12 protein-coding genes are annotated in these 14,096 nt (G+C 45.1%); 3 read left to right on the top strand and 9 right to left on the bottom strand.

What is annotated here, in order from left to right:
• Nucleotides 1-14: 14 nt before the first annotated feature.
• On the bottom strand, nt 15-482 hold the full coding sequence (locus MKY87_RS07690) for a DUF6386 family protein (protein WP_339789874.1): 468 nt from the start codon (nt 480-482) through the stop codon (nt 15-17).
• 188 nt (nt 483-670) lie between these two features.
• Between MKY87_RS07690 and MKY87_RS07695 the strand changes: the two genes are divergently transcribed.
• Nucleotides 671-1,048 carry a PilZ domain-containing protein gene (locus MKY87_RS07695; RefSeq protein WP_036617371.1) on the top strand — a complete coding sequence of 126 codons (378 nt, stop codon included), beginning with the start codon at nt 671-673 and terminating at the stop codon, nt 1,046-1,048.
• A gap of 72 nt (nt 1,049-1,120) precedes the next feature.
• Here the strand turns inward: MKY87_RS07695 and MKY87_RS07700 are convergent, their stop codons facing one another.
• Both MKY87_RS07700 and MKY87_RS07705 read right to left on the bottom strand, forming a co-directional pair.
• Nucleotides 1,121-2,464, bottom strand: coding sequence for a uracil/xanthine transporter (locus MKY87_RS07700; protein ID WP_240768073.1), 1,344 nt, complete (start codon nt 2,462-2,464; stop codon nt 1,121-1,123).
• A 50-nt stretch (nt 2,465-2,514) separates the two neighbouring features.
• Entirely contained in the window at nt 2,515-3,102 is a 588-nt protein-coding gene (locus MKY87_RS07705) for an ankyrin repeat domain-containing protein (protein ID WP_339789871.1), read from the bottom strand.
• 184 nt (nt 3,103-3,286) lie between these two features.
• Between MKY87_RS07705 and MKY87_RS07710 the strand changes: the two genes are divergently transcribed.
• Nucleotides 3,287-4,192, top strand: coding sequence for a LysR family transcriptional regulator (locus MKY87_RS07710; RefSeq protein ID WP_339310282.1), 906 nt, complete (start codon nt 3,287-3,289; stop codon nt 4,190-4,192).
• 74 nt (nt 4,193-4,266) lie between these two features.
• On the opposite strand, the gene MKY87_RS07715 is transcribed toward MKY87_RS07710, so the two are convergent.
• The 6 genes from MKY87_RS07715 to MKY87_RS07740 all read right to left on the bottom strand — a co-directional run bounded on the left by MKY87_RS07715 (nt 4,267) and on the right by MKY87_RS07740 (nt 12,839).
• A complete protein-coding gene (locus MKY87_RS07715) occupies nt 4,267-6,177 on the bottom strand; it encodes a beta-glucoside-specific PTS transporter subunit IIABC (protein ID WP_338588154.1) in 1,911 nt (636 codons plus the stop codon).
• A 128-nt stretch (nt 6,178-6,305) separates the two neighbouring features.
• Nucleotides 6,306-7,157 (bottom strand): BglG family transcription antiterminator LicT, encoded by an 852-nt coding sequence (licT, locus tag MKY87_RS07720; RefSeq protein WP_036668684.1) that lies wholly within the window; start codon nt 7,155-7,157, stop codon nt 6,306-6,308.
• A gap of 232 nt (nt 7,158-7,389) precedes the next feature.
• Nucleotides 7,390-8,820 (bottom strand): glycoside hydrolase family 1 protein, encoded by a 1,431-nt coding sequence (locus tag MKY87_RS07725; protein ID WP_340963694.1) that lies wholly within the window; start codon nt 8,818-8,820, stop codon nt 7,390-7,392.
• 52 nt (nt 8,821-8,872) lie between these two features.
• Nucleotides 8,873-10,552 (bottom strand): S-layer homology domain-containing protein, encoded by a 1,680-nt coding sequence (locus MKY87_RS07730; protein WP_340963697.1) that lies wholly within the window; start codon nt 10,550-10,552, stop codon nt 8,873-8,875.
• 228 nt (nt 10,553-10,780) lie between these two features.
• Nucleotides 10,781-12,238 (bottom strand): glycoside hydrolase family 1 protein, encoded by a 1,458-nt coding sequence (locus MKY87_RS07735; protein ID WP_253439678.1) that lies wholly within the window; start codon nt 12,236-12,238, stop codon nt 10,781-10,783.
• A 307-nt stretch (nt 12,239-12,545) separates the two neighbouring features.
• Entirely contained in the window at nt 12,546-12,839 is a 294-nt protein-coding gene (locus MKY87_RS07740) for a hypothetical protein (RefSeq protein ID WP_340963701.1), read from the bottom strand.
• A 148-nt stretch (nt 12,840-12,987) separates the two neighbouring features.
• On the opposite strand from MKY87_RS07740, the gene MKY87_RS07745 reads away from it, so the two are divergent.
• The gene (locus tag MKY87_RS07745; RefSeq protein ID WP_340963707.1) at nt 12,988-14,052 is read left to right on the top strand and encodes a suppressor of fused domain protein; all 1,065 of its coding nucleotides are present in this window, start codon (nt 12,988-12,990) and stop codon (nt 14,050-14,052) included.
• Nucleotides 14,053-14,096: the final 44 nt, after the last annotated feature.

Below are 14,096 nucleotides of genomic sequence, written 5' to 3' on the forward strand. Positions count from 1 at the left end.
TTTGTATCTGTACACTATATCCGGATTAATTCATCCAGCGTGTTATTTCCCTGAATACTTGGTGTCATGACAATGGTGATCCGACTGGCTTCTCTGGAGACGTTACACGCATAATTTCCCGGCTTTAACTGAAACAGAACCCCTTCACACGTCTCATCCGGCTCCAATTCACCCCCAGTGACATCATCCGCCGCTCCCAGATAGACGTGCCCAGACGGAACTTGCAGATGATACACCTTTTCCCGTTCCGCTCCGTGATCTGGATCTGAATCCTCCTCTACATCCTCCAGGCTCCATTCCACCTCATACACTCCATCCGCACCCAGATTCAGGAACAGACAATGACCTGCATTCACCTCAGCCAGCTCATCCACTGGAATGGACCACCAGTCCGAAGTATCCTCGGCACGATGTTTTAACGCTGCCAGATCATACAGGCACAATGTTGCCGTATCTGTAACCATTTGAAATGTTCCTCTCATATTCACCCATCCCTTCTGTCTGATCCAGGTCTGAACTCAGAAATATATTCCATCATTATATCAAGCCTGATACACGTGTAAAAGGAACCCATGGACCATCTCTGCTTGCGTAACTCTTCATTTCTCGCTCCAAATGGTCGATATAAGCATAACTGACTTTTTTTGAACCTGATGGAGGAAGCCAAGCCATGTCAATTAACAATAGAAAAGAACCCTTTCGCTACACATTGAAGGAACCGATCCACTTTGAGATCTATATTCTCAGCATCAACGGGGTTAACGCACCAGCCAAACCCATTCAGGCCGAACTCTGCGATATCAGTCGATCCGGCTGTCAGCTGTCATTTCCGCTATCCCTTCCTGTAGAGAACAACGATATTCGGATTGGAATGAATATGCTGCTCTTTGAAGACCCTCTATATATGGAAGGCACTCTCCGCTGGGGTCAAGAAAAAAATACCTCATGGCATTATGGTGTTCAACTCGAAATGCAGGATGGGAACCAGGACCGTCTCTCCAGAGAGATGCGAATGCTTGCAGGACAAGGCAAAATTATCGTGAAATAGTTAAATAGCCTGATAACAAAAAAAACAAAAAAAACAGCCCAATCAAATTGGACTGTCGCAAGATGAAACTCTTTATGCCGCTTTACTAACTGTCGCTGGTTGTTCCATTTTGGACCAGTTCACGGTTTTTTCAAGAACCAGTGAGACCAATACCCCAATGACGAGACCATTGCTTATGATCGGAATAAGATACATGGGCAAGGTTTGAAAGGCTTCAGCAGGAATATTCATGACAGCAACTCCCGTGAGGACCGGCAACGCTACACGATAGATCGTTTTAGAATTAAACGTTGTACCTTCAAGCGTTCTTAGTGCCGTGCCGAACATCTGAAGATAAGCCACAAACAGAACAGCACTGCCAACGCTTGGTGGTATTTGTGCAAAAAATGCTGTCACAGAAGGTGTAAGACCCATCATACATAACAACCCCGCTCCAATAATAAAGGCAGCACGACGCAGAATGCGAGTACTCTCCAGGAACCCGATTGAAGATGCAAATAAACCAAAGGGCAGCACACCCACACAGGATGACAACATCGTAAACAGACCCGTTAGTGCATAGGATCGCTGATATTGACGGCTTGTTGTCTCTGCCTGATATAGCTTCTCGACTGTGCTTAAGGTGGTGATCGAATTCGTCATATTCACCAGCCCTACGAAAAATGCAGTAATGACAATACCCGGTTCCCATCTGGGTGCTCCCCACGGAAACAGTTCGAGGCCTGCCGGGGCCTGATTAGGCTGTCCGCTATGTTGTCCAGGAAACAATAAACTATAAGCGATCCAGCCTGCCACAATCCCAATCAGGATCGCGTAGTTCCCCAGTTTCCCCCTACCCTTTAATTGAATCCATGCCACCAAAAATGCAATGACAACGGACAATGCGGCAACAGGCAGATCGAAACGACCAAACTCCGTATATCCAATCATACCTTTGAAAAAATTCATGGTTAATTGAATCGTCATTAGAAACAACATGGCACTCTTCACCATAGGTGTGAACAGCTTCTGCAGCACTTGCGCTGCCCCCAGCCAACCCAGAATCATCATGGTTAGTCCCGCTAACAGAAAACCTGCAGCCAGCCCACCGCCGATACGCTCCAGACTCATACCGGCCGATGAAGCAGATACCGTCAAACTTAGCGTTAATCCCCACCATAATCCTGATGGACCATCCATGACCGCATATCGATGGCCGAATACGGCTTGAAGGATACACACTGCTCCGGTAAGTATGAATGCGTGCTGCATCGAGGCAGCGATCGCATCCGGGGACAGATGAAAATTATGTCCAATGGATAGCGGAACAACAACGGTATTGGTAAACAGGAAGAAAAACCATTGTATACCTGCCAAAATCAGGGAAGATACGTCCTTCATATTCTTTTGTAAAAAATGCTCTTGATGTCTGTTCATTCGTTCGGAATATCCTTTCACTGTTCTGTATCATAAATGTATAAGTCTCTTCAGACTTGGGTTAATAGTCGTTCCATCTCGGCATATTGATGCCGGCTCGCATGTGCAAGCGGTATAATCCCGTCCCGATCCGCAATCTTTGGATCTGCACCATATTGCAAAAGCAAGGCAACAATCTGCTGATGACGCGGTCCACCATCTCCCAAAATGACTGCTTCCAGCAAGGCTGTCCAACCCAGGTTGTTGATATGATTCACATCCACATCGCTGCGTGTCAGCAGAAGCTCCACAATGTCCACATGGCCCCGATCCGCTGCTGGAATAAGGGCTGTACCGCCAAAACGATTCGTTAACCTTGTATCTGCACCTGCTTCAACGGCCAGTTCGACCATGTCATACATACCCTCAGCACTCGCGTATAACAGCAGGTTGTCCAATCGTGCATCCCGAAGATTAATGTCGGCTCCGGCGTCCACTAGCATCCTTGCCGTGTCTATCTTGTTACCGTGCACCGCTGCCATCAGAGGTGTTCGCCCCAATGCATCCCGTTCATTCAACCGGCTGCCCTGTTGTGTGATAAATCGAATGACCTCATCAGTATGGCCCGCTAGAGCGGCATCATGTATTGTTCTAACCACGTTGTTTCATCCTCCAATTCAAGGTCTTTCTCGTGCAGCAATATTTATATGGAAACCAAGTCCCGTTAGTCAGGTATGCAAATCTAATGTATGGTAACATAAGATCGTAGTATATTAAAAATACATGTTTTGTTGGCTTTCCATACGAATTACATATACATCGCAGGCGAAGGAGAACAACCACTTGGATATCAAACAATGTCGCTATTTCATTGCCATTGCTGAGGAGAAACAGATTACAGCAGCAGCCCGGAGACTTCACATGGCTCAGCCGCCCTTAAGCCAGCAGCTTAAGTTAATGGAAGAAGAGCTTGGTGTGATTCTATTTGAACGCAAAGGGCGCATGATGGAGCTAACGCAGGCGGGTCGCAGCTTCTATGATTATGCGGTCACCTTGACCAAATATATGGAGGAAGCTCTAATGGAGATGCAAAGTTTCCGTCACGGCATACGGGGCAAACTCTCCATTGGCATTAATACCATATCTGATCGTCTGATCCCCCAAGCACTTCAGCAGTTCCGCACCACACATCCACAGGTTACTTATAAAATTCAGCAAAATGAGTCCGCACAATTATGCCGCCTTCTGGATGATGGCAAAGTCGAGCTCGCTTGTGTACGCATGCCTGTCCAGACCGAACGTTATGAAGTGCTGCACCTGCCACAGGAGCCGCTCTTCTACATTTCTTCAACACCGCTGGATAGCCCAACGGAGATGACCCCTGGAGCGGAGATGCGGACCTATTTCAAGCAGCTTACAGGTATCCCTCTACTGCTTCCAAGTACAGAAGGACTTGGTATGTTCGAGTTGATTCTGGACAAGTTCCGGGAGCATCAGGTTACCCCCTCCATCATGGGTGAGTGCTCAGACATTAATATGTTGCTGGAGCTGGTCCGACTCGGCTTCGCCAGTTCTATCGTGCCTCACACGGTACTACAGCTATATCACGAGCACCCATTTCACGTATATCGCATTCAGGATCAGCATTCCACGGTTGGTTCGGCACTGGTCTGGCTGCAGAACCGCTATCTGTCCAAGCCTGCACAACACTTTGTGCAACTGGTCCAGGGTATGCTTCCCGTGGTGTAAAAGGCTATAAGCAAAAAACAGCAGCTTTACCGGATTACATCCATTCCGGTAAAGCTGCTGTTTCATTTTTATGGTTAAGCTTTAGCTGTAAACAACAAGTCTTTTTCTTTGATCGTCGTGCGACCAGCAGACTCAATGGACTCATACTGGTGCATGTTTGTAATAATGACTGGTGTAATCGTTGTATAACCGGCTTTTTCGATCTGTTCCCGGTCAAACTCCATCAGTACATCACCTACGGCAACCTTCGCACCTGCTTGAACTTTAGGAGAGAAGAATTGACCTTTCAGTTTCACGGTATCAATCCCGATATGAATCAACATCTCTGCGCCTGTATCACTTACCAGACCAATGGCATGTCCACTCTTCGATAACGAGAACACGGTTCCGTTGATCGGAGATACGACGCGACCTTCAGATGGTTGAATCGCGAATCCTTTACCCATAATCTCTTCAGAGAACGCAGGGTCTGGCACTTCGCTCAGCGGTTTAACTTCACCTGTGATCGGGCTGAATACTTGCTCATCTTGTGCTTTTGCTTCTTCAGTTACAGCAGCAGAAGTTGTTGCTGCTGGTGTTGCCGGCTCTGCTGCTGGTGCAGCTACTGGCTCCGATGCATTTTCTTCTTGGAAGCCCAAGATATACGTAATGATTGCTGCCGCTACGATGGCAATCAAACCACCAACCAAAGCATAAATCAATGTGCTAATTGCTGGACTGACAAATGCCGCAATACTCGGCAGACCCGCAAGTCCTGTAATAACATACGATTTAACATTGAAGATCCCCATAAATGCACCTGCGATAGCTCCACCGATAAGCGCTGCAATAAATGGTTTTTTGAACTTCATGTTGATACCATACATCGCTGGTTCCGTAATCCCCATAATAGCCGTAAGACCTGTGGAGTAGGCAAGGGATTTGGTTTTGCTATTTCTCGATCTGAGACCTACACCAAATGCTGCACCACCTTGTGCCAAGTTAGCTGCAAACATCAGTGGAATAATAAAGTCGTAACCCAGTGTTGTCATTGAACCTACAACGATTGGCAGCAACGCATAGTGCATACCAGTAATGATAAGCAGTGACATCGTACCACCAATCAGAATACTTGCAAAGATGGACATGTTGTCGAACAACCATGAAATACCACCAGACAAACCATTACCAAGAACCGTACCCAATGGTCCAACAGTCATCAACGTCAGTGGAACCATAATTAACAGGGTAACTGTTGGAACAATGAGTAACTTAAGTGAAGCATGTACTACACGATCAACGGCTTTTTCTACATATGAAGCAATCCAAACTGCCAGAACAATCGGAATAACTGTAGAAGAATACGTTGCCGCTATGACTGTAATCCCCATAAAGGATGAGTTGTGACCATCGGCCAGCAATGCTGTAATGGTCGGGTGCATAATACCCGCAGCAAGCGCCGCAGCAATATACATATTACTACCCAGCTTACGTGCAGCACTAATCGCCAGAATGATTGGCAGGAAGTAGAATGCACCGTCACCGATTGCAGACAAAATGATGTAGGTCGAACTGGTATCGGACAACCATCCAACTGCGACAAGGATGGCCACGATCCCTTTGATCATACCTGCACCCGTAATCGCAGGCAGAATTGGTGTAAACATACCTGAGATGAAGTCGAACAGCGCACTTATTGGATTTCTCTTTTTCTTTTCTCCAGTTGAAGCACCGGATGAGGCATTATCTGCGGTTGGTGATTTGGACATGTTGCCAACGAGTGCGTTATACACGATAGGCACATCGTTACCAATGATAACCTGGAACTGTCCACCGTTCTCCATCACGCCCATAACGCCTGGTGTATTTTTCAGCGTCGCTTTGTCCGCTTTTTGGTTGTCATTCAGGTTAAATCTGAGTCTTGTCATACAGTGTGTGACTTGATCGATATTCTCTTCGCCACCAACAAGCTTCAAAATATCCTTGGACAATTGTTGTTTATCCATTGTGTTTTGCTCCTTTTATGTGTAATGAAGGTTAAAAAAAAACCTAAACACTGAATAATGACAAAGCAGAAAAGCTTATCATTATTCAACGTTTAGGTTTTGCCTTTTTAGCAGTAACAATCCCAACTTTATTCAATTGTTTGTTCATTTCTGACAACTCGTTCAATATGAATGGTCAGATACAGTATTTCTTCCTTGGACAACACCCGATTATAAATCTTACGCGTATAGTCACTGATCCTTACTGCACATGCATGTGCTTCCGGATACTGCTTGCTCACCAAGTCATGAAGCGGATTATCTTCTTCTTTATCTTCAATCGCCGTTCCTTGCAACACACGTTGGGCAAAGAACTTCAGATGAGTTAAAAATCGATAATAACTCAATGAATCTTCATCAAGTTCAATCACAAAGCTACGTCTTACGATGTTAAGTATGTCCTTAACAATGTTCGTAATACTGATCGTTTCCCTCATCTCACCGTTCATCTGGGCATTAACCAGATGCATTGCAATGAATGCGCATTCGTCTTCGGGTAGCAGGACCCCTAACGTTTCCTCAATAATCTGTAGCGCCTTGAGTCCAATGGCATATTCCTTCCGGTACATGCGCTTGATCTCCCAGAACAATGCGTTACGGATCTGCAATCCTTGACGATGTCGATCAATGGCAAAATGAATATGATCCGTCAGTGAAATGTAGATGCTTTCATGCAGCTTCTCACCTAGCACCGTCTCGGCATAACGGATAATCTCATCCGAGCACTCGACATATTCAACCGGGATATCAGACAGAAGTGTTTTAAGTTTCTGTGATACTTCCTTACTTTCAAGCGAGAATATTTTTTCGACGAGACTCTCGTCTATCGATTCACCAGTATGCTTTTTGAAGGCAATTCCACGTCCCATAACGACCAGTTCGTTTCCTCCCGGATCAATTACGGTGACTACGTTGTTGTTCAGCACCTTCTCAATTTTCATTTCTTCACATCACCTTGCACCGTCAAAGTAGTAAAAGGCAAAACCAAAGCAGGTCACGAAATATGCCCCGCTTCTGGTTTTGCCTGATTGAACAGTAACAATCCAGTATTCATTAGCCTTAGGCCCATCTTACCATATAATTATCCATATGACAATGTTTTTGTGAAAGCGGTTAATGTGCGTTAATATGACATAAGAAGGTGCATAACAACTATGCCTGAAGAACTAGTATTTACTTATTGTTACGTTTAAGACTTGCGCCATTTGTACCAATAACTTCTTTGTACCAGTGGAATGATTTTTTCTTGTAACGATCCAATGTTCCCGAACCGTCGTTGTTGCGGTCTACATAGATGAAACCATATCGTTTCTTCATCTCTGCTGTTGAAGCACTCACCAGGTCAATACAGCCCCATGACGTATAACCCATCACTTCCACGCCATCCTCAAGAGCTTCACCCACTTGTACCAAGTGGTCATTCAAGTACTGAATACGGTAATCATCATTGACCGTTTTATTGCCATTTTCGTCGGTAATCAGCTCATCTACTGCACCCAGACCATTTTCGACAATAAACAATGGTTTTTGATAACGGTCCCAGTATTTGTTCAAGGTTACGCGCAGTCCTTGCGGATCGATCTGCCAGCCCCACTCGCTCGCTTGGAGATAAGGGTTTTGTACCCCTGCGAACAGGTTTCCTTTTCCTTCGATACGCTTCTGGGGATCACCTGTCTCACAGATACTTACATAATAACTGAACGAGATAAAGTCTACGGTATGCTTCAGAATTTCAGCATCGCCGTCTTCAAACTTGATATTGATATTATTTGCTTTGAAATAACGATTAATGTATTTCGGATAGTAACCACGTGCATGGATATCAGCAAAGATATCATTACGCTGTTCCGCATGCATCGCTGCAACCACATCATCTGGATTCGGAGTCAACGGATACGTAGGCATGCTCAGTACCATACAACCGATTTTGGCTTCAGGCATAATTTCATGTCCCAGTTTCACTGCTAACGCGCTGGCTACCAATTCATGATGGATTGCTTGGTACAGATCCTGTTTGGACAGTTCTGCTTTTGGTGTATAGATCCCGCCGCTCATGAATGGCTCCTCCAGAATGGAGTTGATTTCATTAAACGTCAGCCAGTATTTCACTTTGCCTTTGAAGCGGTTGAACAACACCGTTACATAGCGCTCATAGAACTCGATCATTTTACGATTAACCCAGCCATCATATGTTTTGGACAAATGCAGCGGTGTCTCATAGTGAGAGATGGTTACGAGTGGTTCAATACCGTACTTATGGCACTCATCGAACAGGTCATCATAGAATTGCAGACCTTTCTCGTTTGGCTCCAGTTCATCACCTTTAGGGAAGATACGGGACCACGCGATAGATGTACGGAACACTTTGAAGCCCATTTCAGCAAACAGTTTAACATCTTCTTTGTAACGGTTATAAAAGTCAATTCCGATCAGTTTCAGGTTATCTTCTGTAGGTGCTTCCGTTCTGGGCGTTGTAATCCCGTGTGGCATTACGTCTTGAACAGACAGGCCCTTGCCATCTGTATTATAAGCTCCTTCAAGCTGGTTGGCTGCTACAGCGCCGCCCCATAGGAAATCCTTCGGAAATGGTGTAGTCATTTGCATTCATCCTCTCAACATTGAATATATAGAATTTATTATCTATCCATTTAGATCTTTATTTTGTCCCCACTTGTTCTAAACGTTCCATGATTAGCTCAACCTGTGAGCCTGTTACGGTCTGCACCGCATCAAACTTTCCTTTGCTTACACCCGTCATTACACCTGCATGGGCGCTATTCTGAATCGCTGCATATGCCCAATGCTTACTGTCAACATCGCCAAACACCAGCTCCACCGAATCTGCAGCAGGCTTCCAATCCTTATTAGTCAGGATCTGGTCTACAATAACTGCCATCTGCGCACGTGTTACTTCACTCTCTGGAGCAAACATCTGATTGCCGATGCCTTTCATTAGTCCTGCCTTGGTGACGTTCGCAATGGCTTGAGCAGCCCAGTCAGGAGCACTGTCCACATAAGGATACTCCTCTGTTGCTTCCGAAAGCTGTAAAACATCTGCTAGTATCACAGCGATCTGTGCGCGCGTTACAGGTTCAGAGAGTTGTACAGTCTGTTCAGATGAACCCGTGCTTTGCTCTTCATTCGTGCCTTTGTGAAGGTTGAACAGACTGGCGATAACCTCTTTATTGTTAAAAGCAGGCACCCATGACCAGTGTTTCAAACCTCCGTAGAACCTCTGGCTATCCATGAATGCATCATCGTATAACGTTAGATGTACCTGCTTGGCTCCCATTTCAGTCAATGCTTGATATGCAAGTGAGCTCGTACGACTATCTGTCGTTGGGTCATTTTGCGCATGCATAATCCACATCGGTACATCCACAATGCCTTTCAATTCTTGCTTGAATGCCTCAACGGAACCCGTATAATCGGCAACGGTATCTTTGGCAGCAACGATGATAGCTCCAGCAAATAAGTCAGGATACTGCATCAGGAAACGGAATGCACCTCCACCGCCACTAGATACACCAGACAGATAGATCCGGTCAGGATCTACTTCGCCTTCAGCAACAAGCTTTTGAATCAATTCGACCTGTGCCTCAAAATAGGCCTGCATGATCGGCAACTGCTCTGCATTGTTGTAAATTTTAAAGCTGTAATTCTCAGGATATTGCACCGCGAGCACAGAAGTATCATACCCCGATTCCGTCCAGACTACTGCACCGCGATTCGCCGTCAGATGATTGCGTCCATCGTTTCCAACTTCACCACCGCCGTGAAGCCATACCATGAGCGGTTTCGCTTCCTTGGAAGGACTACGCTTCAGGTTATAGGATAGCGTTACACCATTGCTAGCTGTAAATTCGGCTTTTTCAAACTCATCCACGGTACGCGCTTTCACTTGACTTACACTTGTTTTATCAAAAGATAGCTCTGGATACGTTTTGCTGGTTACAGCAAATTCCGATTTTAGACCTCCAGGATATTTGAAAGGTTTCACAGCCATATGAATTGTATTATCCTTCATGGACAACGTGATTCCATCATCTTCGTAATTGTCTTGCACAACTTCGCCTTTAGCATCTAATGGATAACCGTCATAATTGCCTGTAATATCGAAGTCAGATGCCTGCAAATTTTTGTATTTTTCTGCGTCTGCAACCGTAATATCGAAGGACTCGACCATCTCTCCCGGATCCCCAACAAATGTATTTGCCTGAATCTGCGTCACTTGTGCACTTTCCGCCCCCGTTGTCCCAGGCCAGATTACACTCAGACTTAAAGTTAGTGCCAGCATGCAGGAAACATGCTTAACATTGTGATTCCACTTTTTCAAAAGAACGCCTCCCAGCTCATATGATGCATGATCTAAAAGCAAAAAGCGGACAAGCGCCAACCAAAAGGGTTGTATGAAGCGGAAGCTCATATCACACTTTTTAAGTCAGGTTTTGCCCGCTCGTATACGGTAACAATCCTAAGAATGTCATTACATTATTTCTGATGTTTATTTCAAATGTAGCAATCTAACTCATATACTCCATAAGGTTTCGCTCGGAGCGAAAAATTACAGCTGCTCACCATTGCTGGAGATTACGTTTTTGTACCAGTCGAATGAATCTTTTTTGGAACGTTTCAGTGTTCCGTTACCTTCGTCATCCAGATCCACGTAGATGAAACCATAACGTTTGGACATTTCGGAAGTGGACATACTTACAAGGTCAATCGGGCCCCATGCTGTGAATCCAATCAGATCCACACCGTCTTTGATGGCTTCTTTCATTTGTTCGATGTGTTTCTTCAGATAATCCACACGATAGGAGTCATGGATTGAACCATCTTCTTCAACACGGTCATACGCTCCCAGGCCATTTTCTACGATGAACAATGGTTTCTGATAACGATCCCAGAAGTTGTTCAGCGTTACGCGCAGACCGATCGGATCGATCTCCCAGCCCCAGTCGGACGCTTCCAGATAAGGGTTCTTCACACCACCAGTCAGGTTACCTGTGGTTTCTTCCTCGCTGGCAGATGCCGATTTGGTTACGGACATATAATAACTGAAGGAGATGAAATCAACCGTATTGTTTAGCAGGATTTCATCATCGCCAGCTTCTTTTTGGATGACAATGTTGTTTTCTTCAAAATAACGAGCCATGTAGTTCGGGTACTTACCACGAGCATGCATGTCTGTGAAGAAGAGGTTAATCTGATTCTCGTGCTGAGCCAGACGAACATCTACCGGATTACATGTTGCTGCATAAGTTTCCATACGAGCAAGCATACAGCCGACTTGGGAACCAGGGATAATTTCGTGTGCAAGCTTCGTTACCATGGCACTTGCTACAAACTGATGATGAAGAGCTTGATACGTCGTTTGCAACTTGTTGTCCACTTTATCGATCAGAATGCCGCCACCAGTGTACGGGCTGAACAACATTACGTTAATCTCATTAAACGTCAGCCAGTATTTCACTTTATTTTTATAACGGTTGAACACCGTTTCTGCATATCTCACATAGTGCTGAATTACTTCACGACCAGCCCATCCATTGTATTTTTGCGTCAAGCCAAGCGGAGTCTCGTAGTGAGACAATGTAACGAGCGGTTCGATACCGTATTTCAACAATTCGTCGAATACTTCATCGTAGAATTTCAAACCTGCTTCATTCGGCTCTTGATCATAACCGTTCGGGAAAATACGTGCCCAGTGAATGGACAAGCGGAATACTTTGAAGCCCATCTCAGCGAACAATGCAATATCTTCTTTAAAGTGATGGTAGAAATCAATACCAAAACGTTTTGGGAAACGTTCTTCAATTTTGCCAGAGAGAATCTCTTCAATTCGGGAAGAGGAAATTTCCATGGCATGTCCGCCTGTACGCTTCTCTTTCGGAACATGAGCAATCATGTCCGCTGTGGAGAGGCCTTTGCCGTCCTTATCGAATGCACCCTCCAATTGATTGGCAGCTGTAGCGCCACCCCATAGGAAGTTTTCGGGGAATCCTTTTTTTGCCGTGGTCATAAACAACAACCTCTTTTCGAAATTTATTTTGGTTTTTCCAGGTAAAAATGGTGTGATGTAGAGCAGAAAACAAGAAAAACCTAAACTCAAGGTAAAATAGCACCAAAAAAAGGGGCCTTCATTTCACCATCAGTTTAGGTTTTGCCTGTCTTCACAGTTACAATCCATCAAAAGATGTTATTGCGTATTCTGTTGTGTTTGCTCTTGTAATGTAAGCGTAACATATCTATTTTGCAAAATCAACTTCACTGGATCATAGGATCGTTCGCACATACACTCCATTCGCACATACACTCCATAAGAAAAATTAACGCGGCATATGCAAAATGGCTGCCCTTAATGCCTGCGCTCCCTCCTCAGTTTCCAGGTACGTAGCAGGACTTTGGTCCCCTAAAGCCGGGATATCTTTCATGATCCATTCAAAAGTGTACTCTCCCATTTCACACAAAAGTACCCGACTTATGTCCGCCGGAATACCTTGTCGTTGTGCACGTTCTGCCCACGCGGGATCCACCTTCTGTTCAAGTTCTTCAAACAGTTCGGAAAATGAGTCCCAGCTTGCCTGATTAAACTCTCTGAAATACATATCTTTCATACTCATGTAAATTCACTCCCTGGATTGCAATTAATAACACCGAAGTCCTATCTGACATAATTCATCCTTAAGCCGCTTGAATCCGTTTCTGTAACAGGTAGACTTAATTTTAAATGTTTTTCGGGGGAAAGACTAGTACAGGAGGATTCAACAAATGACTTATGAAGAAAACACATCAGGTTGGGATGCGATTGATAAAGCCATCGGTGAGCTATACGGTGAACAGGAGCCGCACCATTATGGAACATCCATTCCTTACATGCTCGGAGGTCCGGACCCACTCGATGGGATCAGTGTTTATGCAGTGAATACACCCATGCCCCACTGGCATTTTGTCACATATGGTTTCTCTGAATTATATGAAAAAGAGATGCAGGATGCATCCAAAAGCGGGTATGGTTTTGAACTCACATTTCGTCTTACACGCAGTGAAGGAGAGACTGATCCGCCAGCCTGGGCGCTGAATCTGCTTCAAAATGTAGGACGTTACGTGTTCACTAGCGGAAATATCTTTCAGCCAGGAGATTACATGGACGCCAATGGCCCCATCTGTCTGGAGTCCGATACTTTGTTGACTGCTCTCTCATTTATTGAAGACCCGGATCTACCGGCGATCACTACACCTAACGGTTCAGTGCAGTTTATTCAGATGGTTGGTATTACAGGTCGGGAGCTGGAAATGATTCAAACGTGGAATGCGCGCGGCTTCCTCTCGGCCTGCTCCAATTTCATGCCCAAATACGTGACCGATCTGATGAGAAATTCGTACGCAGATATTCCTTCTGTTGTACAAGCGGTTAAGCATGGAATGGAACAGGACGGATCAAGTACAGCGTTTTTATTCATACAACAACTGGCCTGGGAGTCCCCGCGTAAAAAAATGCTGATAAAGACCGTTCCGGGCAAACTCCAGCTTGGAGCCAAACAGGCTGTATTGGTCGGCACCATCCTTCGTAGCCGAATTTCAAAAGGTGCCTCTCTATCCTTGATCGGACCTGATACTACTATTCTGTTCGAAGCCGGAGAACATCCTGCAGTATTGGAATTGGATAGACAAGTTACCCTGACGGTGAACGAACAAATTGTTGAGGAGCTGGCAGAAAACCTTCAACCCATTGAAGGAACATTCGAGATAACTTCACTGGATCATATGCTCGTTCAGATTGTTAAAACAGAAATTAAAAACCAGGAAGGGCAAGTCATCAAAACGATTGGATGACGCACCTCAGATTCAATCAGATCCTACGCTTACTAGCGACTGTG

The organism is Paenibacillus sp. FSL R7-0198 (assembly GCF_038000415.1).
In the GTDB taxonomy this organism is placed as follows: Bacteria; Bacillota; Bacilli; order Paenibacillales; family Paenibacillaceae; genus Paenibacillus.

Excerpts from the sequence above, each read along its gene's own strand:
- MKY87_RS07690 (WP_339789874.1), bottom strand. The coding sequence starts at position 482 with ATGAGAGGAACATTTCAAATGGTTACAGATACGGCAACATTGTGCCTG.
- MKY87_RS07695 (WP_036617371.1), top strand. The coding sequence starts at position 671 with ATGTCAATTAACAATAGAAAAGAACCCTTTCGCTACACATTGAAGGAA.
- MKY87_RS07700 (WP_240768073.1), bottom strand. The coding sequence starts at position 2,464 with ATGAACAGACATCAAGAGCATTTTTTACAAAAGAATATGAAGGACGTA.
- MKY87_RS07715 (WP_338588154.1), bottom strand. The coding sequence starts at position 6,177 with ATGGATAAACAACAATTGTCCAAGGATATTTTGAAGCTTGTTGGTGGC.
- licT (WP_036668684.1), bottom strand. The coding sequence starts at position 7,157 with ATGAAAATTGAGAAGGTGCTGAACAACAACGTAGTCACCGTAATTGAT.
- MKY87_RS07725 (WP_340963694.1), bottom strand. The coding sequence starts at position 8,820 with ATGCAAATGACTACACCATTTCCGAAGGATTTCCTATGGGGCGGCGCT.
- MKY87_RS07735 (WP_253439678.1), bottom strand. The coding sequence starts at position 12,238 with ATGACCACGGCAAAAAAAGGATTCCCCGAAAACTTCCTATGGGGTGGC.
- MKY87_RS07740 (WP_340963701.1), bottom strand. The coding sequence starts at position 12,839 with ATGAGTATGAAAGATATGTATTTCAGAGAGTTTAATCAGGCAAGCTGG.
- MKY87_RS07745 (WP_340963707.1), top strand. The coding sequence starts at position 12,988 with ATGACTTATGAAGAAAACACATCAGGTTGGGATGCGATTGATAAAGCC.